General features: G+C 50.1%; 23 protein-coding genes. 13 read left to right on the forward strand and 10 right to left on the reverse strand.

Translation table 11 applies throughout. The features are described 5' to 3' along the window. Positions 1 to 12 precede the first annotated feature (12 nt). Entirely contained in the window at positions 13 to 1,869 is a 1,857-nt protein-coding gene (locus ACFQNG_RS01560) for a bifunctional homocysteine S-methyltransferase/methylenetetrahydrofolate reductase (protein ID WP_379863044.1), read from the forward strand. Between the two features lie 347 nt (positions 1,870 to 2,216). Here the strand turns inward: ACFQNG_RS01560 and ACFQNG_RS01565 are convergent, their stop codons facing one another. Then, a complete protein-coding gene (locus ACFQNG_RS01565) occupies positions 2,217 to 2,981 on the reverse strand; it encodes a MerR family transcriptional regulator (protein WP_379863076.1) in 765 nt (254 codons plus the stop codon). A 532-nt stretch (positions 2,982 to 3,513) separates the two neighbouring features. On the opposite strand from ACFQNG_RS01565, the gene ACFQNG_RS01570 reads away from it, so the two are divergent. Together ACFQNG_RS01570 and ACFQNG_RS01575 are read left to right on the forward strand one after the other, a co-directional pair. Further along, positions 3,514 to 3,957, forward strand: a complete 444-nt coding sequence (locus ACFQNG_RS01570; RefSeq protein ID WP_379863045.1) for a hypothetical protein — start codon at positions 3,514 to 3,516, stop codon at positions 3,955 to 3,957. A 39-nt stretch (positions 3,958 to 3,996) separates the two neighbouring features. Continuing rightward, on the forward strand, positions 3,997 to 4,956 hold the full coding sequence (locus tag ACFQNG_RS01575; RefSeq protein WP_379863046.1) for a 4-hydroxy-3-methylbut-2-enyl diphosphate reductase: 960 nt from the start codon (positions 3,997 to 3,999) through the stop codon (positions 4,954 to 4,956). A gap of 77 nt (positions 4,957 to 5,033) precedes the next feature. Here ACFQNG_RS01575 and ACFQNG_RS01580 read toward each other — a convergent pair whose 3' ends face one another. Further along, positions 5,034 to 5,198 (reverse strand): hypothetical protein, encoded by a 165-nt coding sequence (locus ACFQNG_RS01580; protein WP_379863047.1) that lies wholly within the window; start codon positions 5,196 to 5,198, stop codon positions 5,034 to 5,036. Positions 5,199 to 5,267: 69 nt separating this feature from the next. Next, a complete protein-coding gene (locus ACFQNG_RS01585) occupies positions 5,268 to 5,567 on the reverse strand; it encodes a DUF1811 family protein (protein ID WP_379863048.1) in 300 nt (99 codons plus the stop codon). A 76-nt stretch (positions 5,568 to 5,643) separates the two neighbouring features. On the opposite strand from ACFQNG_RS01585, the gene ACFQNG_RS01590 reads away from it, so the two are divergent. After that, complete coding sequence (locus ACFQNG_RS01590) at positions 5,644 to 6,549, forward strand: alkaline phosphatase family protein (RefSeq protein ID WP_379863049.1); 906 nt, start codon at positions 5,644 to 5,646, stop codon at positions 6,547 to 6,549. Position 6,550: 1 nt separating this feature from the next. Continuing rightward, a complete protein-coding gene (locus ACFQNG_RS01595; protein WP_379863050.1) occupies positions 6,551 to 6,934 on the forward strand; it encodes a hypothetical protein in 384 nt (127 codons plus the stop codon). 1 nt (position 6,935) lies between these two features. Here the strand turns inward: ACFQNG_RS01595 and ACFQNG_RS01600 are convergent, their stop codons facing one another. The 3 genes from ACFQNG_RS01600 to ACFQNG_RS01610 all read right to left on the reverse strand — a co-directional run bounded on the left by ACFQNG_RS01600 (position 6,936) and on the right by ACFQNG_RS01610 (position 8,096). After that, entirely contained in the window at positions 6,936 to 7,286 is a 351-nt protein-coding gene (locus ACFQNG_RS01600) for a L,D-transpeptidase (RefSeq protein ID WP_379863051.1), read from the reverse strand. A 63-nt stretch (positions 7,287 to 7,349) separates the two neighbouring features. After that, the gene (locus tag ACFQNG_RS01605; protein ID WP_379863052.1) at positions 7,350 to 7,526 is read right to left on the reverse strand and encodes a hypothetical protein; all 177 of its coding nucleotides are present in this window, start codon (positions 7,524 to 7,526) and stop codon (positions 7,350 to 7,352) included. Positions 7,527 to 7,613: 87 nt separating this feature from the next. Continuing rightward, complete coding sequence (locus ACFQNG_RS01610) at positions 7,614 to 8,096, reverse strand: DinB family protein (protein ID WP_379863053.1); 483 nt, start codon at positions 8,094 to 8,096, stop codon at positions 7,614 to 7,616. Positions 8,097 to 8,465: 369 nt separating this feature from the next. Here ACFQNG_RS01610 and speD point away from each other — a divergent pair, with 369 nt between their 5' ends. Then, on the forward strand, positions 8,466 to 8,876 hold the full coding sequence (gene speD / locus ACFQNG_RS01615; protein ID WP_379863054.1) for an adenosylmethionine decarboxylase: 411 nt from the start codon (positions 8,466 to 8,468) through the stop codon (positions 8,874 to 8,876). Between the two features lie 138 nt (positions 8,877 to 9,014). Here the strand turns inward: speD and ptsP are convergent, their stop codons facing one another. From ptsP to ACFQNG_RS01635, 4 genes are all read right to left on the reverse strand, one after another. Continuing rightward, a complete protein-coding gene (ptsP, locus tag ACFQNG_RS01620; protein WP_379863055.1) occupies positions 9,015 to 10,724 on the reverse strand; it encodes a phosphoenolpyruvate--protein phosphotransferase in 1,710 nt (569 codons plus the stop codon). Between the two features lie 12 nt (positions 10,725 to 10,736). Next, positions 10,737 to 10,991 (reverse strand): HPr family phosphocarrier protein, encoded by a 255-nt coding sequence (locus tag ACFQNG_RS01625; RefSeq protein WP_379863056.1) that lies wholly within the window; start codon positions 10,989 to 10,991, stop codon positions 10,737 to 10,739. 148 nt (positions 10,992 to 11,139) lie between these two features. Next, the gene (locus tag ACFQNG_RS01630; RefSeq protein ID WP_379863057.1) at positions 11,140 to 11,463 is read right to left on the reverse strand and encodes a PTS sugar transporter subunit IIB; all 324 of its coding nucleotides are present in this window, start codon (positions 11,461 to 11,463) and stop codon (positions 11,140 to 11,142) included. A 216-nt stretch (positions 11,464 to 11,679) separates the two neighbouring features. After that, the gene (locus ACFQNG_RS01635) at positions 11,680 to 13,884 is read right to left on the reverse strand and encodes a sigma 54-interacting transcriptional regulator (RefSeq protein WP_379863058.1); all 2,205 of its coding nucleotides are present in this window, start codon (positions 13,882 to 13,884) and stop codon (positions 11,680 to 11,682) included. Between the two features lie 210 nt (positions 13,885 to 14,094). Here ACFQNG_RS01635 and ACFQNG_RS01640 point away from each other — a divergent pair, with 210 nt between their 5' ends. From ACFQNG_RS01640 to ACFQNG_RS01670, 7 genes are all read left to right on the forward strand, one after another. Continuing rightward, a complete protein-coding gene (locus ACFQNG_RS01640; protein WP_379863059.1) occupies positions 14,095 to 15,603 on the forward strand; it encodes a carboxypeptidase M32 in 1,509 nt (502 codons plus the stop codon). A 249-nt stretch (positions 15,604 to 15,852) separates the two neighbouring features. Continuing rightward, positions 15,853 to 16,503 (forward strand): lytic transglycosylase domain-containing protein, encoded by a 651-nt coding sequence (locus ACFQNG_RS01645; protein WP_379863060.1) that lies wholly within the window; start codon positions 15,853 to 15,855, stop codon positions 16,501 to 16,503. Between the two features lie 172 nt (positions 16,504 to 16,675). Then, positions 16,676 to 17,512, forward strand: coding sequence for a methyltransferase (locus ACFQNG_RS01650; protein WP_379863061.1), 837 nt, complete (start codon positions 16,676 to 16,678; stop codon positions 17,510 to 17,512). Positions 17,513 to 17,565: 53 nt separating this feature from the next. After that, entirely contained in the window at positions 17,566 to 18,339 is a 774-nt protein-coding gene (locus ACFQNG_RS01655) for a sporulation protein (RefSeq protein ID WP_379863062.1), read from the forward strand. 81 nt (positions 18,340 to 18,420) lie between these two features. Then, the gene (locus ACFQNG_RS01660; RefSeq protein WP_379863063.1) at positions 18,421 to 19,128 is read left to right on the forward strand and encodes a response regulator transcription factor; all 708 of its coding nucleotides are present in this window, start codon (positions 18,421 to 18,423) and stop codon (positions 19,126 to 19,128) included. A 5-nt stretch (positions 19,129 to 19,133) separates the two neighbouring features. Next, positions 19,134 to 20,894 (forward strand): sensor histidine kinase, encoded by a 1,761-nt coding sequence (locus ACFQNG_RS01665; protein WP_379863064.1) that lies wholly within the window; start codon positions 19,134 to 19,136, stop codon positions 20,892 to 20,894. 269 nt (positions 20,895 to 21,163) lie between these two features. Beyond that, entirely contained in the window at positions 21,164 to 21,574 is a 411-nt protein-coding gene (locus ACFQNG_RS01670; protein ID WP_379863065.1) for a VOC family protein, read from the forward strand. The last annotated feature ends 265 nt before the right edge of the window (positions 21,575 to 21,839 follow it).

Raw genomic sequence — 21,839 nt, forward strand, 5'->3', positions numbered from 1 at the left:
GGAGGAAAAAAGATGGGCAAGCCAAATTTAATTGAACGGTTGCGTGACGAGCTGCTTGTGGGCGACGGGGCGATGACCACCTACTTATACCAACAGGGTGTCTCCATCGGGGATTGCACGGAAGAGTTGGTGCTTAGCGACCCCAACCTGGTGGCGAGTGTGCATCAGGCTTACTACGAGGCGGGAGCGCGTGTGATTGAAACGCATACGTATGGCGCCAATCGTGAACGGCTGACGCGTTACGGCCTGGAAGGGAAAGTGACACGCCTCAACCGGGAAGCGGTGCGCTTGGCGCGCGAAGCGGTTGGAACCGACGCCTATGTCCTGGGCTCGATCGGTTCCATCTGCGCCGGGCGCGTGCCCGTTTACGATGAGGAAGAATATCGTGACATGTATGAAGAACAAGCAACCGCTTTGTTGCATGCCGGGGTAGACGGAATCTTGTTGGAGACATTCCTGGATGTCAAGGAGATGTTGCTGGCGGTGGAAGTGATACGTCCTCTGACCAAGTTGCCCTTGATCGCCCAGTTTTCGATGCTGGAAGTGGGCAGGACGCGTGATGCCTACTCGATCACGGAAGCGTATCAACTATTGGCTGAGCAGGGGGTGGATGGAGTCGGGCTCAATTGTCGCTTGGGACCGATGGAGTTATTGCGCGGCTTGGAGAAAACGGTGGTGCCTGACGGATTGATCCTCACCGCTTTTCCCAACGCCAGTCGGTTGGGGATCAGCGATGGGGAGTTGTCGTACAAATCCAATCCCGCCTATTTTGAGGAAACGGCCGAATTATTGGTGGAGCAAGGGGTTAGCTTGTTGGGCGGTTGCTGTGGCACCACCCCGGAGCATATCCGGTTGCTCGCGCAAAGTCTTCATGGCAGAAAGCCAGTGCCTCGGCGCAATCCGGAACGAGAGGTGTCGAAACAACCGCCCGCTTTGGAGTTGAAGGAACGGATCAAGCCGACGGTGGCTGAAAAAGTGCGGCATGAACGGACGATCATCTGTGAGTTTGACACCCCCAAAGACCTGGATATCTCCTCCTTTCTGCATGGGGCTGAACGGTTGCACCAAGCAGGGGTGGACGCGATCACGATGGCGGACAATTCATTGGCAACCGCCCGCATGAGCAATCTGGCTTTGGGTGCGATATTGAAAGAAAAGTTGGGGATTGAACCGCTTGTTCACCTTACCTGTCGCGACCGCAATCTGTTGGGGCAACAATCCCATTTGATGGGGCTTCACGCCTTGGGCATTGACCAAGTTCTTGTGATCACGGGAGACCCGACCCGCATGGGCGATTTGCCAGGAGCTAGTTCCATTTATGATGTCACCTCATTTGAGTTGATTCGGATGGTAAAGCAATTGAATGAAGGGATTTCTTTTGCCGGACGCCAGCTGAAGCAGAAGGCCCGGTTTGTGGTGGGCGCGGCCTTTAACCCTCATGTGCGCCAGTTGGAGGCGGCTGTGCGCCGGCTGGAGAAGAAGGTGGAGGCGGGAGCCGATTTTATCATGACCCAACCGGTGTATGACCCACAAGGGATCGTGGATGTATATGAAGCGACCAAACATATCCCGATTCCGATTTTTATTGGAATTATGCCTCTCACCGGTTACCGAAATGCATTGTTTTTGCATAACGAAGTGCCGGGAATCAAAATTTCGCAGGATGTGTTGAAACGGATGGAAAAACAGCCGGACAAAGAAGCGGGGCGCCGGGAAGGGGTAGAGGTGGCCAAAGAGCTGTTGCAAGTTGCCCTGGAGCACTTTAAGGGCATCTACTTGATCACGCCTTTCTCATTCTGGCAGATGTCTGAGGAATTGATTCACTTCATCCACCAGCATGACCGCCGGCGAATCGCCTTGCGGGCGTGAGAATTCCGGGCGCATGGAGGGATTTCCCGTAATTGGAACGAAAACGGGACAAAAAATCCCCCCGTTTTTCAAGGGGGAATAAAGCATAAATAAACCAAAACCAAGACCAAAACTGAGATAGGCTAAAAAGATACAGTTAAATAGTTATTCGATGCAACATCGGATTTTGTGTCTACTTTTTTAAAATTTATTGGAATTCATGCTTGGACGGTGGAGGAATGCTTTCCCTCTGTTTATGCAATTTGACAAGTTGCGGATTCATTCCTTGTTCATCGACACAATCGGCCAAAAGATGTCGTATTCATACAAAAACATGATCCGCTCCCTGGCAAACGAAAGACGGCAGGTCAACCCCTGCCGTCTTTCGTTTGCTGATGGTATTCGAGCGCCCGATTGATATAGTTGCCTTCATCCTCTGAATAGGGAAGCGAGAAGACGCCTTCTTCATAGGTTTTCTTCAATCCCGAGAAAATGGCGGGGTCACCTTGGGTAAACTCATATATCAGTTGCTGCCATTCCTGTGCCGCTTCTTTCACTGTCGGATGATCGAACGGCAACTGCTGTGCGTAGGCCTGTTTGAATGTCGCGATCACTTTTTCCCAGCGCAATTGGTCACGCGCGGCTTCTTCGGCCGTATACGTCTTCTGCCGTTCCTCCACCTTCTTGGCAGCTTCCTCGGAATAATACTTTCTCCAATCCAAATCGCCATGTTGGTTTGACATTTGAACAGCCTGGATCAATTGAATAATGGATTTCCAGCGCAACTGGCCATCGCTCAACAAATGTTCCGCGTGTTCAATCGTACTGAGCAAAAGCCGCATTTGTTGGAGCTTTTCTTTCACCATCCGCTTTTGCAGTGCAAGGGCCTGTTTGATATCTTGCGGTCCCTCATCCAGAACCGTTTTGATCTCGGACAACGGAAACCCGAGATATTTAAGGGCCAGAATTTGCTCCAATCGGAACAGATCATGATCCGTATACAGGCGATGTCCGGTTTTGGTGTGATGAGAGGGGCTTAATAATCCGATTTGGTCATAGTAGCGCAAGGTGCGAATGGTGACAGAAGCTTTTTTGGCGAATTGCCCCGTTTGATAATAGAGATCCAGGATGATTCCCTCCTTTCATCATCCAGTCTACAAGGTGACGGTACGTCACATGCAAGCCGGATAGACAAAAATATTTCGCAACAAGAAAATGAATGGAGTGTTACAATGATATATGGATCGGAGGAAGATGAATTGTCTATATTTCGAATTAAAAGGGCTTTTTCTTTACGTTTGCCTTTTTCTATTGTATATATGTAATGGCCAAGAGTCGAAGAGGAGGGAACCGGGAATATGAATGCGAATTTTCTGGATTCGGGACTGTTGCTATTCTCCATACTGATTTCGTTTGTATTAGCCGGATTATACATACGGGAACGCATTAAAAATAAGGCCAACTGAACAATGCCAATCCACTTAACAGGTAGGCGTTTTTTGCCGCACTTTTCTTGACTCAAGCGAACCTCGCTCTCCATGGCGGGGTTTTTCCCTTTAAAAAAGGATGCCCTCCCGGAGGCATTAGGAGGGGAGGCCCGGGAGGGTTAACAACCGCAACTTTCACGGTGTTTGTGTGAAGACTCTCTAGAGGAGGAGCAACGTTTTGGCGGGTAGTGTCTGTGTCTGGGATGTCTGGAGCAAAATCTCATGTACCATTTCAGCATATTCATTTCGAATTTATGGCAAATTTTCAATTGCATATACAGATGATGCAAGAGATGCGGATCACATGGCAAATGATGCGGCATGTCATGGTGGTAATCCGGTGGGCATGGTGGCGGCATGGGCGGAAGCATCGGCTCCATGGGCGGAAGCATCGGCTCCATGGGTGGCATGGGCGGTTGCGGTTGAATCGGCGGCATCGGTGGCAATTGAGGCTTTTGTGGTCTTTCCATGTTTTTCACTTCCTTCATTTGTGATGACAGTGTATCTTATGAATGCCCCAGTGCAAATGTACCGTATAGACCAGCCTAACTTTCGGATCTTTTCCATGCGGAAACGGTCCCTTGGTTCACTTAGCATAATGAGCTATAATAAGGTGGACTAAGCCTCGGACCAAACGACGGGGTCGGGAGGGAAACTTTAAATGGAAGTAATAAAAATTACGCCTCGTGGATACTGCTACGGCGTGGTCGATGCGATGGTATTGGCACGGCAAGCGGCCAAAAATCTGGATTTGCCAAGACCGATCTACATCTTGGGCATGATCGTCCATAATAGCCATGTCGTGGATGCCTTTGAAGATGAGGGCATTATCACCCTGGATGGGGAAAATCGGCTTGAGCTCCTCGAAAAAGTGGATAAAGGCACAGTCATCTTTACGGCCCATGGAGTTTCTCCTGAGGTGCGCAAAAAGGCGCGGGCGAAAGGGTTGACAATTGTGGATGCGACTTGTCCGGATGTCACCCGCACCCATGATTTGATCCGTGAAAAAGTGGCGGACGGCTATGAAGTGATCTATATCGGAAAAAAGAACCATCCGGAGCCTGAAGGGGCCATGGGGGTGGCCCCGGGTCACGTGCACCTGATTGAGAAGGAAGAAGATATTGAAAAGCTCAACTTGGCGACGGATAAATTGCTGGTTACCAACCAAACGACGATGAGTCAATGGGATACCTCCCATTTGATGAATAAAGTGCGCGCCAAATACCCGACTGTCGAGATTCACAATGAAATCTGTTTGGCGACGCAAGAGAGACAGGAAGCGGTTGCTGAACAAGCCAAGCTGACCGATTTGGTCATCGTGGTGGGAGATCCGCGCAGCAACAACTCCAACCGTTTGGCGCAAGTGGCCAAGGAGATCGCCGGGGTGGAGTCTTACCGCATCGCTGATGTGTCCGAGTTGAACATCGATTGGTTAAAAGGGAAGAAAAAAGTGGGTGTGACCGCTGGCGCGTCTACACCGACGCCGATTACCCGCGAAGTGATCCAATTCTTGGAGCAATTTGATGAAAACGACCCAAGCACATGGATCATCCAGCGCAAAGTGGACATGAAGAAAATCTTGCCGCCGGTGCGTGAGAAAAAGTTGAATGCCCAAAAATAGAAAACCGGGAACATCCCGGTTTTTTGCTGGAGTGATGTGCTTGATTATTCTAACAATTAGGTGAAACGAAGAGAAACTTATCTCCCTTGGTAACGGGTTGCCATAAAGTCATAACATTGGTTCATGGTGCCACGAAATTCGACCCGATGGTCCTTTTTCATCGGATTGTACCAAGCGAAATAGTTGTCCTCGTGAATAATGGATGGTGGCAATTTTTCGGAATCTCTTATGACATAATACATCTTTTGAACACACCTCCTAAATGTAGTATGTTCAAAAAGATGAAATTTAACCTTGATTTACCAAAAAAATTATTTCTTCAAACGCGCCAGGGGAATCGCTACCGTTTCGTCCGTTCCTTCCCAGTTTCCCCAAGCCATCACGCCATTGAGGGAATCGACGAAGAAGCGGCGTGTCTCTTCTTCCACCGCGTACCATTGTTTTAAGGCGATGGTGGCGGGATCGATCAAATAAGACCGGGCGAGGTGGCGTTTTTGTTTAAATATCGCGGCTTGGCTTTCCAAACCGTGTTCGCGGGCCAGTTGCTCTTCCCGTTCCAACTGGCGGATCGTTTCGGTTAGGGTTTCTTTGTCCATTTGACTGAAGCGCATGTTCGTTTCCTCCTTTGTTCTGTCTAACATGTTACAATGAAAAAGACTGGAGGTGAAGGGGATCGCTGTATTCTTATTGTTTATTGACGGTGTGGGGTTGGGTGACGAGGCGGAGTACAACCCTTGGGTGACAGAGCCGACGCCCCATCTGCGGGGTTGTTTAAGTGGATTTCCCCTCAGCCGGAGAGCGGTGGGGACGCATGGGGAAGTGCGCTTGGTGGCGACCGATGCTTGTCTCGGCGTGGAGGGATTGCCGCAGAGCGCAACGGGGCAAGCGACGATCTTTACGGGAAGAAACGCCTCGCAAGCGATGGACATGCATATGGCCGGATTGCCGTTTCGCCGGTTGCGTAATTGGGTGCAAGAAGACAACATTTACAAGCAGTTTGCGCAGAAGGGCTGGAAAGCCACTTTTGCCAATTGCTACACCAAGGAATATTTTGAACGGCCGGCGACCAAACGCGGCTGGATTTCCGTAACGACCGCGGCGATTCAATCGGTACCGGAGCCTGTTCGATTCTTGCCTGATTTGTTGCGGGGGGAAGCGGTATATCATGACCTCACCCGGCGCACGTTAAAAATGCATTCGCCTGAAGTGGAAGAGATCACGCCCGAATTGGCGGCGGAGCATCTGATCCGATTGGGAGAGAGCTACGACTTGGTGGTGCATGAATTTTTCTTGAGTGATCGGGCGGGACATAAGCATGATCCGGAACTTGTGCGTTGGGTGATTGAGACCTTGGATCGTTTTGTGGGGGCCATGATCCGTTTGCGCGAGAAGGAAGATACCATTGTCATCGTAAGCGATCATGGGAACATGGAAGACCTGCGCGTGCGCACACACACCATGAACCCCGTTCCGACCATGGTGATCGGCGATATCGGAGCGATTGGGGAAGAACGGGTGGCGCAGTGGAACTTATGTTGTATCGCACCACTTTTGGGGCGGTTGGTGGAACGGCGGAAGAAAGGGGAAGATTAGGATGTCAACACGATATATTCCACAGGTTCGGCAGGCGGTGATTCCGGAAGATGGTGGATGGGCGGAGTTAACCGATGGTGCGGTGCTGATCTTATCGATTCCGGAATGGACGGAGTCCGAACAGTCGCTGACGGAAGAAATGCAATCCGTGTGGTTGTATGACCGTGGAAATGATGCTTACCTGTACTGCTTCAAGCTGGCGAACGGCCAAGAATACGCGATTGCTTTCGCCAAAGAGCATGCGGGGATGTTATTGGACGATGAACGGGCCAAACGGCCGTTTGCCCTCTTGATTACAGCACAGCCGTTACTTTCGGAAGGATACGCTCCTTACCTGTTGATTCCCGATGTGGAATTGAAAAGGCATCCCAAAGCGGGATGGTGAGTCAACGGATGATGACAGTGGTGCCGATCGGCACGATGCGGGCCAATTGGTTCACATCATGATTGTGCAGGCGGATGCAGCCTTTGGATACCCGCTTGCCGATCGAGGAGGGGCGATTGGTTCCATGGATACCATAGTGGGGGCGCGATAACCCCAACCAGTAAGTGCCAAAGGGGGAGAGAGGGCCACCCGGATAACTGTAAGGGTAAGGGACTTTGTTGATGATGCGGTAAGTGCCTTGCGGGGTGGTACTGGCCACTTTGCCGATCGCGATGGGATATGATCTGATCAGCCGTCCATCGCGATATAAAAACAAACGGAATCGCTTTAACTCGATCACAATCAGATACATAATGAAATCACTCCTTTTCTACACGATACGAAGAAAAGGAGTGATGCATGCCTTTTTTGAACTTCATCCGTCATCCATATTGTGTCGGAAACCATTGATGAATGTGAATTCCCCTTCTCGATCTTGCTCGTCTCGCAATCGATCCAGCAATTTCTTATATTCATCCGCGCGCGGTTCCATTGTCAACACTTTGGTTAACGCGCGAATGACGATACCTCGTTCTTTGGGAGATAAGTACATCGTTTGGCCTCCCGCGGTGAAGGATGTCAATCTTGTATCTTATCCTTCCCGATGATAAAGGTTTTAGACGTGCAAGATGTTGGTTTCTCAATATAAATCAAACATATTGACGTTATAACGTAATTCCTTCAAATACTCGAAACACTGCGAACGGTGATGGGACAGGTGGGTCAGGATTTCGATCAGCCATTTGGAATGGGGGATGCCCTCCTGGCTGTGGAACGGTTTGCCTGTCTTGTGGACAAAGTCCTCATCGCTTAAACCGCTCATGTACGCTTTTAGCTTATCTGCGCCGGAATAGAGGATGTGCAGCAGCTCCGCAGTGTGTTTGGTGTGAAGTTCTTGTTCCAGTTTACGTATGGAGATTTCGTCTTGTTCCTGGATAATGGCCAAGTCGACCGTGGGTATTTGCACGAGATGGTTGACAACTTCAAGGAGGGTGCGCATCGAATTTTGCGGTTGATAATGCCAGTCTTTTTCATCAATTTTTTCGATCAAGGCGGCGGTGGTGCGGACCATCAAATCCAACTCTTGAAACAGCTGTTGTCTTAATTGGTCAATGGCAGACAATGCTCCTCATCCTTTCTGTTGTTGAATTAAGAACATAAAAAACATTAATCGCATTACTTCTCTATATGGAGCATGAAAACCTTTGAGAGTAATCGGATATTATGGTGTTTTTTAGCAGATAAGGCGGGGAGTGAACGGAGCGATAGTGGTAAAAAATAGACAAGGATTGTTTTTATTTTAGGATAAAATAACTGTTGCAGTTCCCCAGGAGTTATGTTAAGTTAATCATTGTGACATTGAGCTAGTAGGATCCAGGATTCACTTAAAGGGTTGGGACCTCACTGGACTAACCTTCCCCCGTGGTGAACAAGCAGATCCTAGCGGAATTTGGCTCACACCAACTTTTTGCTAGGAAGGGGGCCGAAAGAGATGGAATTTTCTACTTTCGGAAGACATGTAGCGATGGACGCATGGGGCGTTGACTTTGACCTGATCAATGATGTTGCGTTTTTGGAGCATCATATGAAAGAGGCCGCAAAAGCCTGTGGAGCAACGATTTTGTCTGTGCAATCCCAGCAATTCGAGCCTCAAGGGGCAACGGTGCTCGTGATGCTCTCGGAAAGCCACTTGACGATTCACACATATCCTGAAAAAGGTTTCGCTGCTCTTGATTGTTACACTTGTGGTCACACTGTTGATCCCATGATTGCCATTGAGTACATGATCAATGTGCTGAAGCCAACCCAAGCATTTTCCAAAGTGCTTCGGAGAGGTGTAGGGCCTATTGAGGTCGTCCAACCGGATGTAGCTACATTGACTAGAGAAGAAGTGACAGTTTGAACATAGAGAACATGTGGTAGCCGGCTAAAATCTCCACGCATCAGGGGATTATGGCCGGCTTTGCTTAATTTATGCGGACTAAATTTATATAGAAAAAGAAACCGACCGCTATCGTGCAGTGGTCGGTTTTTCATTATTTCATTGTTTTTGTTTCGCCAATTCACGCACTTGGTCGCCATCTTCCAACTGGACGGCTTTGTCAGCCAGCGCTTTAGCTTTGGCGCTATCAACAGCACGCACTTGCTGTTTCACTTCGGGAATCGTTCCCGCGCTCATGGAAAGCTCGTGCAAGCCGAGTCCAACCAAAATCTCGGTCATGGTTGGGTCACCTGCCAACTCGCCGCACATACCGACTACGATCCCTGCTTTGTTTGCCGCATCGCAAGTCAGTTTGACCAGACGCAATACCGCTGGATGAGCGGCATCGTACAGATGGGCCACTTGCTCATTGCCGCGGTCGGCCGCCAACGTGTACTGGGTCAAGTCATTGGTTCCGATGCTCATGAAGTCAACCTCTTTCGCCAAGAGGTCCGCGGTGATCGCCGCCGCCGGCACTTCGATCATGATCCCGATCTTAATGTCGTCGGCAACAGCGATGCCCGCTTGCGCCAGTTCTTGGCGGCATTTGTTCAACAGGGCTTTGGTTGCGCGGATTTCGGATACATTCTCAATCATGGGGAACATGATCCATAAGTTTCCGTGTACGCTGGCGCGCAACAGCGCTTTTAATTGGGTCTTAAACATGTCGGGGTTCGCCAAACAATAACGGATGGCGCGATGGCCGAGGAAAGGGTTTTCCTCTTTGGGCAGATCCGCATAAGGCAGATCTTTGTCTCCGCCAATATCCAAGGTGCGGATCACCACGGGGCGTTCGCCGAACGAAGAAAGCACTTTAGAATAAGCTTGGTATTGCTCGTCTTCGGTTGGCCAGTGATCGCTTTCCAGATAGAGGAATTCGGTGCGGAACAAGCCGACCCCTTCGGCATGGTTTTTGAGCGCAATCTCAATATCGTTTAAGCTGCCGATGTTGGCGAAGGTTTGGATTCGTTTGCCATCGGCGGTATAGGCGTCGGCTGCCGCTTCTTTCAAAGCGGCTTCCCGGGCTTGCTTTTGCTTTTCAATTTGCGTGCGCACCACTTGCTCTTGGGCCGTATCTGGGTTGAGGGTGACGATTCCTTTGTCCCCATCCACGATCACCGTATCATCATCGTTGATTTGGTTGATCGCGGCGCCCAAACCGAGTACCGCCGGAATTCCCAGGGTGCGTGCCATGATGGCCGCATGGGCCGTTTTGCTTCCTTTGGCCGTGACCATCCCCGCAATGCCTTCAGGGAACTGAGCGGTGTCGGATGGGGTTAACTCTTCCGCGATGACCACATCTCCCGCTTTCAAAAGAGAAGGATCAAACGGCTTTTTGCCCAACAGAAGCAGGAGTAAGCGTGAGCCTACGTCACGGATGTCATCGGCACGCGCTTGCATGTATTCATCATCGAGCGAAGCCATCAGCGAGCTCATCTCTTCGGTCACTTCTTGACAGATCGCCTCGGCGTTCTTTTTCTGGCTGGCGATGCGGCTTTTCATTTCGCCAGTAAAACCGGGGTCGTCCAAGAAAGCGAGGTGGGCATCGAAGACTTGCGCTTCCTCTTCACCCATGCGGTCTGCCGCGATTTGGCGCAATGCGGTGATTTGCTCTTTGGCTTGTTGAATGGCTTGTTCTAATTTCGCCGTCTCTTCTGCGACGTTGGTAATCGATTTAGCAATGACGGTAGGTTGCTCTTTACGCCACCAGATGGCGGTGCCCAGATTGATTCCCGGTGCAGCACCTACGCCTTGGATCGTCTGGCTCAATGTGTACCCTCCTTAAGAAAGCGTTGCGATGATTTCCGCAATCTTATCAATGGCTGCTGCCTCATCTTCACCTTCAGCGCGAATGGTGATTTCATCGTTTTGTTTGGCGGCTAAGGACATCACGCCAAGCAAGCTTTTCGCGTCCACTTCTTTCCCGTTTTTCACCAATTTGATTGTGCTTTTGAAAGCCCCCGCTTCTTTTACCAAAACAGCGGCCGGGCGGGCGTGCAATCCACTAGCGCTAGTAATCGTTACGGTTTTTTCCATTGTCATCACAAATCCTTTCTTCTTGTTTATTTGAATGAGATCATCTTTCTTGACAGACAGTCTGATGGGTGGTGTCGGATAGACACATTCATCTCTTGTTACACGCTTTCATTTATGTGTGCACGGGCTTGACTTTCCTGCAAAGGATTCAAGAGGAGCGTTGGATTAAGGCCAATACTTGCTCCAACACTTTCTCACCATTCATGGTAGCAAAGGCTACCGGGTCCACCATGTCCAACGGGATCGCTTGCGCATCCGCTGCTTTTTGTAGCTCTCGTTTATGATGTCCGATTTGCGGTTCTAATAAAATCGCATCGCACAAGGGAAGTTTGGATGGGTATTCACTTGTCCCGATTGCTTCCGCCACCAACGGAATGCCTTTTTCCTGTGCCGCTTTATTTATTTTTTGACAGAGGACGCCGGAAGTGGCCCCCCAACTGCATATGACCAATAATCGAATTGAGTGACTCATAGAATCCTCCGCAAATCTGCCATATATTTTTTCTTCTATCTTGTATTTCATGTATCTCCCGCACATAACCAAGCGCCTCAAGAGACGGCGCCCAAGTAACATGCAAATTTGATGCCAACCCAATCCGGGTGAGAGGAATCAAGGGGAGAATTTAAAAGTGTGCGGAATGGCTTTGCACACATTGCACGGATGAGTGACAGGGAAACGGACATCGCCCTAATTTGCTGCCGACAAACGGGCCAGCTCATGTGCGGTATAAGGGGGGAACCGAACCGATACGCACTGTTCCAGTTGCTGGAGGAAGTGTTCCCAGAGTTGCACATGGCCGGTGGGCGGTTCCGCTTCGGGCGGAAGGGGTTGCTTATCTTTCTCCTTCCCAGGGTTTAGCTGGGCGGCAAGAAGTTGATCCGCGTAGATTCCAATATGCATCCATATGCCGATCTCCCGTTCGGCGGTCCAACCGAACACATTGCGAAACTGCGGAGCTTCTTGCTCAACCAATTGAATCAACCGTTTTGGATTATAGTGGGTTATTGTGTCCAAAAGTCCTTGAAGGATAAGTTCTGGCACGTCTTCTGGCGTCAGGGGGACTTGTGGCTCTTCCTCCCCTGGGACCTGGCGCGTTTGGGCCAAGTGGCGTTCCAATTTGCTGAATCCGCTCGGCTGGTACAATTCCCATGCCGGGAAATAAGGGATGTCGGACATGGCGGGTGGAACGGTTCCCACAATCGCAATCAAGTCAAACGTTTCCCGCAGATGCTCCAATCCTGGCGATTGGCGGGTGAACGGGTCAATTTGCACGGAACGGATGAGCACGTCTCGGTCGGCGGGTGGCAAGCGTCGGGACAACCAACTCTCCAACGTGGAAGCAGCCCCTTCGCCAGTGAGGCAAACGGTGGCGATGCAACGCGGTTTGCCTCGGCTGGGTTGCTCATCGAGCGAGAAGAAGAGAGCGATCAGGTCCAGTTCCGCTTCGGGCAGCTTAATGTGATAGTGTTGCTTCAAGGCGTGGCCAATCTGCCGGGCAAGGTCTTTGTAGATGGGTTTGACAGGCAGATGGGATGGCACGGTTTCAGGATGATGCCGCTCAGGTTGCTGGATAAAGGCTTGAATATGCAAAGCCAGCGCTTTGAGCTGAGCCGGTGCGATGGCTTGCGGGAGCTTGTGGGGCCAAGAGGCAAGCGTGTTCTCCAATAATTGCAACAAGCGCGGCTCAATGGGTGTCCCCTCGGGCTCATGTGAAGCCCCTTTTTTAAAAGAGGTGACCAAACGGCGGATATAGGAGTTGACGGTTTCTTGCAATTCCCGTTCCATCTCCAATGGAGCGACTGCCTGCTGTGTCAGTTGGGCATGCCGTTGAAGCAATAGTTCATAGATATTGTCGGATGCGGTCCGTTTCAGATGGGATGTGATGGCGGTGGTGACGGGACCCTGCTGGCGCAAGTGGGTTGGCAAATCATTTAAGGTGACGACCACTTGTTCCTGGTGATGGTAAAGTTGTCTCAGAAAGGCCCGCGCGCAAGCGATTTGAATGTCGCTTTTCAATTGGCCGATATTGCCCGGACAATCATAAGCGAGAAACCGGGAACGGCACTCGTCCGTCATGGTGAGCGGCAGTCCCATTTGGCTTTCTTCTTCTTTTAGAAAGGTAGCGAGCAATTGCTCCCGTTCTCGCGGGGAGCGTTCCCGCAATGGGGGGATGACCAGCCTGACGGAGAAACGGCGCTTTAAGGTGGGCAATAAGGCTACATCGGGTGTCTCCGTGGTCGCTCCGATTAAGCGGATGTTGACTTGGCGTTCGGCATGCGTTTCCCCCAAACGGCGAAAGCTCCCTTGGTCAATCAAGGTAAAAAGCATTTCCTGCCCGGATGGGGGGAGGCGATGGATTTCGTCCAAAAACAGAATACCTTGATCGGCTCGTTCCACCAAGCCTGGCTTATTTTCTTCGGCTCCAGTGTAAGCGCCTTTTTTCACGCCGAACAGCTGGGCTAATAGCAGTTCGGGATTTTGGGCGTATTCCGCGCAGTTAAAAGTGATGAACGGGGTGCCAGGCGGCAGATGCCCCTCATTGGTGGCCAGCTGAACCAGCTTTTGCGCAAGATGGGTTTTTCCCACCCCCGTTTCGCCGGTAAGCAATATCGGCAACCCATGTGGCGGGTATAACAACGCGGCCAGCGCTTCCCTCAAAAGATCGGTCATTTCGGCATGGGCCGATTGAAAGGGGTACGGGTTGTCTTGTTTGTTCAGGCGGTACAAGACCGGACGCCCGGCTATTTTATCCGCCTGTCCTTGCTTGACGAGTTGGTTAAGATAGCGGCTGACGGTCGAACGGTCCAATCCCAATTGTTCCGCCAACTGCCCGGCGGTGGTCCCCTCAGGCCAATCGGTTAGTTTTTGGATGATCGAATCGAGTTTTTTCATGCTGCACCTTGCTCCGTGTAAAATGTGATATCTTTATCATACACACTTTGCACACATTTTGTCGATTGGAATCCTCGGTTGAATTTGGGAAATGGAGGAAAATCATGGTTGGTTAAGCTAAGAATTTATCATGATGGCAGGAAGAATGTTTGGGGTGAAGAAATTCAATTTATAACCACGATTTAAGTGATGGATAAGTGAGGGAAAGAGATGGAAAAGAAATTGCAGGAGTTAAAAAAGCGGCTCAAGGAAATTTATGATATTCATTCCTCCATGTCGTTGTTGAATTGGGACCAAAATACATACATGCCCAAATTGGCAGGCGATGCGCGGGGAAGCCAGATGGCGACGTTGGGGCGGATTGCGCATGAGAAGATGACAGATTCCCGTTTGGGAGAACTCTTGGATGAATTGGCTGAGCAAGCCGATCAACTGCCGTTTGATTCCAACGAGGCCAGCCTGATCCGCGTGGCGAAAAGGGAATATGAGAAAGAAACGAAGGTGCCGGCCGAATTTATTTCACGGTTTTATCAACATACTTCGCAAACGTATCAGGCTTGGGTGGAGGCACGGGCGGAAGATGATTTTGGCAAGGTGGCACCCTACCTGGAGCAGACCCTGGAACTGAGCCGGGAGTATGCCCATTATTTTCCGGGTTTTGAGCATATTGCCGATCCGCTCATCGACCGTGCCGATTATGGGATGAAAGCCAATGCGTTGCGGGTGCTGTTCGGGGAGCTGCGCGAGCAATTGGTGCCGCTGGTCGAACAGGTGACGGCACTGCCCGCTGTGTCACAAGCCTGCATCAAACAAACCTTCCCCAAGGAAAAACAACTGGCCTATGTAAAAGAGTTGATCGGCAAAATGGGCTTTGATTTTGACCGGGGACGGCTGGACTTGGCGCCGCATCCGTTTATGATCAAGTTTGCGCATGGCGATGTGCGGATCACGACCCGGGTCAACGAACAAGATCTGAGCGAAGTCCTGTTCAGCACGATTCATGAGACGGGACATGCTTTGTATGAACTGGGCATCGACGCCCGGTTCGAAGGGACACCGCTCCATAGGGGAACTTCGTCAGGAGTCCACGAAAGCCAGTCGCGCTTGTGGGAAAATATCGTCGGGCGGAGCAGGGGATTCTGGGAAGCGCATTACCCGTCCTTGCAAGCGGCTTTTCCCGCCCAATTGGGAAACGTGACACTGGATGAATTCTACCGGGCGATCAACCATGTGGAGCGCTCACTCATTCGCACCGATGCCGATGAGCTCACATACAATCTGCATGTGATCATTCGCTTTGATTTGGAATTGGCCATGCTGGAAGGCAACCTGAAAGTGAAGGATCTGCCGGAAATGTGGCGCCACCGTTACCAAAGCGATCTGGGAATTGCCCCATCCGATGACAAACATGGCGTGCTCCAAGATATTCATTGGTATTTTGATTTTATCGGGGGGATGTTCCAAGGGTATACCCTCGGCAATATCTTAAGTTGCCAATTTTACGATGCGGCATGTCAAGCGCACCCGGAAATCCCCAGTGAAATCGCCAAAGGAAATGTTTCTGTGCTCCATGGTTGGCTGAAGGAACATGTGTACCGTCACGGCGGCAAATGGACGGCGACGGAACTGGTGAGACGGGCGACCGGGTCTGACATGACCATTGCCCCATACATCGCTTATTTAAAACGGAAAGCGGGCGAGTTGTACCTCGACCGTTAAATTCCGCTTGCACCCTCCCCCGTGTCAAATGTGCGGGGGTGTTTTGTTTTGTGCAAAATGAAAGAGTCGCTTTACTGTACAAAGTGAACAGATAGTCGAAGAAAAAACACAAATAGTTTGATTCATCGCACGGCAGGCGAATTGACGTGGTTGGAAATGTTGTTTATCGTGGAAGACAGATAAAATATTTTTATGTTTACATTGATGTTATTACGGACCCACAAATGGGAAAGATAGGTTGATCAAATAATGGAGCAAATGAACATAAAAAAGTGGATCAAGCCGGCAGTGGAAGCTTTGCCGTCAAAGCGGGTTCTTTTGTTGGCGTTTACCGTGTTGGTGTTGTTTATGATCGTGGCGATTCCCTTGTTCAACCGCCTGATGTACCCGCTCGATTATGAAGAATATATCTTTGACAGCGCGCAAGAGACGGGGGCGGACCCGTTTCTCGTGATGGCGATCATCCGCCAAGAGAGCAAGTTTGATCCTGACAAGAAATCGCCGGTGGGCGCTCAAGGGCTCATGCAACTCATGCCGGATACCGTCAATGATATCATTCGGGATGGCCATTTTTCCCCGGCCTTTCGGGACTATGTGTTTGACCCGGCAACCAATATCCGGATGGGCAGCTGGTATATCAAATTTTTGAGTGATCGGTACAAAGGAAATTATGTGGCCGTGATCGCCGCGTATAACGGCGGTTTGGGCAATGTGGACAAATGGTTGAGGGACGGAACCTGGGATGGGACACGGCAAAACCTCGAACAGATCGAGTTAGGCGAGACGCGCCATTATGTGGCCCGGGTAAGCTATTACTACGAGAAATATAAACAGCTATATAAAAAGAACTATGAAGACTACCTTAAAGAACAGAAAGAGAAAAAAATGAAACAAAAATAAAAAAAATCCGGTTGGGGTTCCGCCGGGTTTTTCTGTTTTCCACCGGGTGCAGGAGAATGGGAACAGAATGGAGAAAAGGTTATCCGGTTAATAGGGATTTGTTTGTTGTGAGTGAATCGTATTATTTTTTTACATATATATAGAAGGTTTTAAAAAAGGGAGATTAAGGCAAGTGGATATTAGAAAAAAGCAGCGGGTCAATCAATTTAACCGAGCTTCACTTACCTATGATGAACACGCCGAAATATTTAGAAAATTGGCTTACCGCCTTCTCTTGCAAATGGATCGTCGCGGGTGGCGGCCGCGGCGTATTTTGGATATCGGGTGCGGCACCGGCTACATGACGCAGTTGATTTTGGATGAGTTTCCGGATGCCGGCATCGTTGCCCTCGACATTGCTGATAAAATGGTGCAAATCGCCTATGAAAAGGTAGGGGGGCAGTCGCGGGTAAAGTTGGTGGTGGCAGATGTCGAGGCCATGGATGTCAGCCGGTTGGGCAAGTTTGATTTAATTGTCTGCAATGCGGTGTGTCACTGGTTTCAGCGTCCCAAGGAGACGTTTGCCAAATTGGCTGACGCCTTGAAAGTGGGGGGGCGCCTGCTGGTTTCCACCTATGGACCCGACACGTGCGGTGAGTTGGCTTCGATGTTCAGGCAGGTGGAAGAAGAATGGAAACTGCGAAAAGAGCGGCATATGCTCCCTTTTCGTTCGGTGAAAGAGTGGGAGGGCCTGTTGGATGTCGGGTTGACCGGGGTTCATTCCCTGGAGAGTTGGATGCGGAATGAATATCCAGATTGCCGTTCTTTTTTATATTCTATAAAAGCGGTGGGGGAAGCCTATAGTGAAGCGAACCACCCCCTCCTGATCCAGCGCCGCTTGTTGCAAGAAGTGATCCGGCGTTATGACCAAGCTTATCGAAGTGGGGAAGGGGTCTATGCCACTGTTCATTTTTTACAATTGCATTTAAAAAAAACAGACGATTCTGCGAAGGTAATGCTGTTTAAATAAAAGGGATTTATGATAGGATTAGGTTGTGAAAACATTGAAAGGGCTGAAAATGAATGTTAAAAAACATCTTTGCTTCTTTTGGGTTCGGTGCCGCAAAAGTAGACCTGGTTTTAGATGATTTTCGGCTAAAAATGGGACAGCCTGTAACGGGTAAAATCATCTTGACAGGGGGTCAAGTCGAACAAGCCATCGAAGGATTGGAAGTGGAGTTCCGCCTTTCTTCCGCTTATCAGCGCGGGGATGACACCCATTATGTGAACGAAACGGTCGCGACGATCCCGGTTACCGAAGAAACCTTCAAGGTGGCGCCAGAAGAGACGAAAGAGTATCCATTCACGTTTGTTTGCCCAGAATATATTCCCGTATCATCCGTTAATACGCGCTATTATTTCCAAACCAATCTGGAAATCAAGAGTGGCATTGATGCGAAGGATCGTGACTTCGTTGATGTATATCCATCCGGTTTGCAAGAATACTTCTTGAATGGGTTCAACAAACTCGGCTTTGTGCCGCAGGGGGAAGGGTACACCGGCAAAAAGGGTGGCGGCTTCCAAATCATCCAGTTCCGTCCGACGGAGTGGTTGCGCGGTGAATACGATGAGATCGTGTTCATGTATCAACCGGCGCATACGCAAAATGGAGTGGCCGGCTTCTTTGAACTGGACAAGAAGGGCAAAGGGCTGTTGGGTTTGTTGGCGGATGAGCTGGACTTGGATGAGAAGAAGGGCCGGTTTGTGTTCACCAAAGCGGACCTCACTTCCGAGGATTATGCCGCGGATACGATCCGTCAGTTCATTATTCACCACGCCCAAGGCTTGATCGGTTAAATAGAGAAAGATAGATTGGCAGGAAGGGTCCCAAAGCTGAAGGAGGCGATGGGGCTTTCTTTATGTGGAAGGGGGATGGCCATGAGCGGGGCGCGGATTTTATTGGTCGATGATGAGCGGGAGATCTCGCAACTGGTTCAAATCGTATTGCGAAAAGAAGGGTTCACGGAGGTGGCATTGGCCTTTGACGGACAGGAAGCCTTGCGCCTGGTGCAAGAACTGAAGCCCCATATCATTGTGCTGGATGTCATGTTGCCTGATGCCAATGGCTTTGACTTGTGCCGGGAAATCCGACGGCAGTCGGACGCCCCCATCCTCTTCTTGACGGCGCGAACGAGTGACCTGGACAAATTAAGCGGATTTAGTGCCGGCGGGGACGATTATGTCACCAAGCCATTCAATCCGTTGGAGATCGCGGCGCGCATCAAGGCGCTGTGCCGGCGTCTGAAGTTGGGACGAAATCAAGCGGAACACGGACGCACCCATGACTTTGGCCGGTTTCAGGTGAATGAGGAAGCGGGGGTGTTGATGGTGGCAGGGAAAGAGGTGGCTTGCCCGGCGATGGAATTCAAGCTGTTGGCTTATCTTTGCGCGCATCCCAACCGCGTCTTCAGCAAAGCGCAGCTCTACGAACAAATCTGGGGTGAAGCGAGCTTGGGCGATGACAATACGGTGATGGTTCATATTCGCCGTTTGCGGGAGAAGATCGAAGTGGACCCCAGCAAACCAGAGTGGATCGTCACCGTTAGAGGCCTTGGCTATAAGTTGATGGCGCCGCGGAAAGGGTGAAGCCGATGTGGCGGAGATGGGGATTGCCATCCCGATTGAGTTGGGCTTTTTTATGGCGCATGTTGCTGATCGTGACGTTGGTGATGTTCTTGTATATGGGTGCCGTGTTGGTTGCCTTTAATGACATACGGGATTTGTTTGTCAGAAAGGTGGAGTGGCAGCCGCGCGATATTGTGGTTCATGCGGTGCGGCACAGCCGGATTGAAGGGAAGAAGATGGCCATTGATCCCGCAAGCTTGAAACTGGTCAATCGAAAGAAAGGCTGGCTCCAGGTCGTGGATGAACATGGGCAGGAAGTGTATGCATATAAGAAGCCAACCGCTTTTCCGACCCATTATTATCCGGGCGAGCTGGTTGACCTCAAGGAATACGGTGATCAACAGCGCGGTTATCATCTTTATACCTGGTTCAAAACCGTCCAAGGCAAATCATATACCTTTATCTTGGGGCAGATCGATGTTGAAGATGAATTATTGTATCGGGTTCGTGTGTCCACCAAGCGCGATCGGGGGAAGATCCGCATACCACCCGCCTTGCTGGACGAATTGGACAAAAAGGGAATGTGGTTGCAGATTCTGGATGAACATGGAACGGTGGCGTATCACCATCATGCGGAAAATCAACTTCGCTCTTATTCCCCCGGTGTGTTTGTCGATTATGTTAAAGACCACAATGTGATCTATCAAGAGGGAAGCCTGGATGGACAACGATGGACATGGTTATCCGGCATCCAACCGAGCATGAATGGTGATCAGGATGTTCCAACCCGTTATGAGGCCACGAAGGCGGAGCAATACCGGGACCACATCTATCTGCTCATTTTTTGGGGGAATATTTTGCTCGTTTTGGCCATTGCCTTTTTATTCGGCCAACAATTTGGCCGGCCCATGTTGCATATGATGAGTTGGATTCAAGAGCTGGCGCGGGGTCGCTTCCGCGAACCGGTCAATAAAAAGGGACTGCCCAAAAGCGTGAAGCCAGATGGAAAGATGCGCCGCAGTTACCGTCTCTACCGGGAAGTGATGGAAGCGTTAAAGGATTTGACCCACACCTTGAAACAAAATGAAGACCAACGGCGAAGACTGGAGAAAACCCGCGAGGACTGGATCGCCGGTGTCTCCCACGATTTGCGCACCCCGCTCAGCTCTGTCAAGGGCTATGCCGATCTGATGGCGGAAGAACAGTACCAGTGGGAACCGGCCGAGATTCGCCGGTATGCCAAGGTGATCCGGGACAAGGCGGGTTATATGGAGCAACTGATTGAAGACTTGAACCTGACATTTCGCTTGAAAAACGACTCGTTGCCGCTCACGTTGGCAGAGCATGACCTGGTCGAAGTGGTGCGCCAAACGGTGATCGATTTGATGAATGATCAGCGGTCGGAAACGGTTTCCACCTTCACTTTTCATGCCGCCATGCCACACATCCGGTTGCAAGTGGATAAGCAATGGTTTCAGCGTGCGTTGAAGAACCTGTTGGTCAATGCGGTTCTGCATAACCCGCCCGGAACGGAAGTGAAGGTATCAGTTTGGACAGAAAACGGGCGTGTGGCGATACAGGTGGAGGACAGTGGGCGTGGCATGGATGAGGAGACCCAAGCCATGCTGTTTGAGCGCTATTACCGCGGGACGAACACGGCCAAGCGAAGCCATGGCACCGGACTCGGAATGGCCATCGCCAAGCAACTGATTGAAGCGCATGGGGGAGACATCCACATCGACAGCCAGGTTGGGCGGGGGACGAGGATTTTGATTTTGGTTGGATAACATGATTGAAGATTTATTTGAAAACACTCAAAAAATGACCGGCCGGTTGGGAGCTGATCGTGGCTAAATATAAAAGCTCTATCGCATTATTGTAAACATAAAATCGATATCATGTTGGCATGTAAACCTCTTTACGGAACATATGTTCTCGTGTATGGTTGCATGGGAGTGTCAACAATGATCTGAATCACAACGAATCATGCAAGGAAATCGGCGCATGATAAAAGAAGCGTTCCAAAATAATATAGCGAAAGGAAGTTGAATGAACCATGAGTCAGGTGAAAATCAACCCCTACTTGTATTTGCCGGGGAACAGTGAGAAAGCGATGAATGACTATAAAGATATTTTTGGAGGAGAAATCGTTAACATCCAACGATATCGGGATGTGCCGGACATGCCTTCCAGCGAAGAGGATAAGGACAAAATCTTACATGGACATCTAAAAGTAGGCGATCAAGCGATTTATTTCTCTGATTTTCAAAACAAACCCGTTACATTTGGAAATCAAGTGAGTCTTACCATGGAGTTCACGGATGTGGACGCGATTGAAAAAGTGTACAACGCATTAGCTGAAGGTGGAGAAGTCCTTATGCCGCTTCAGGATACATTTTGGGGGGCAAAATATGGGAAGCTCACTGACCGATTCGGCGTGAATTGGGATTTGCACTGTCAATTGTAGCTAGGGCGTGTCTGATAAAGATGTCGGCGGCTCCAAAACTGTTTTCCCATTTGCTTCACAAGTGACGAGGCGCTCATCGGGAAAAGGTTTTTCCGCATTCTCCCAATGGTCAACCTGATTTGCTAGACACGCCCTAGCATCTGACAATCGAAGGCATCCGATCCGAAGCCAATATCCACTGCGATATTGGTCTTTTATATGTTCTATCCCGCGATTGTAAACATATTATTGATATAGTGTTGACAATAGAACAGGAACATTTCTA

It is taken from the genome of Laceyella putida (assembly GCF_042665195.1).
GTDB lineage: Bacteria > Bacillota > Bacilli > Thermoactinomycetales > Thermoactinomycetaceae > Laceyella > Laceyella putida.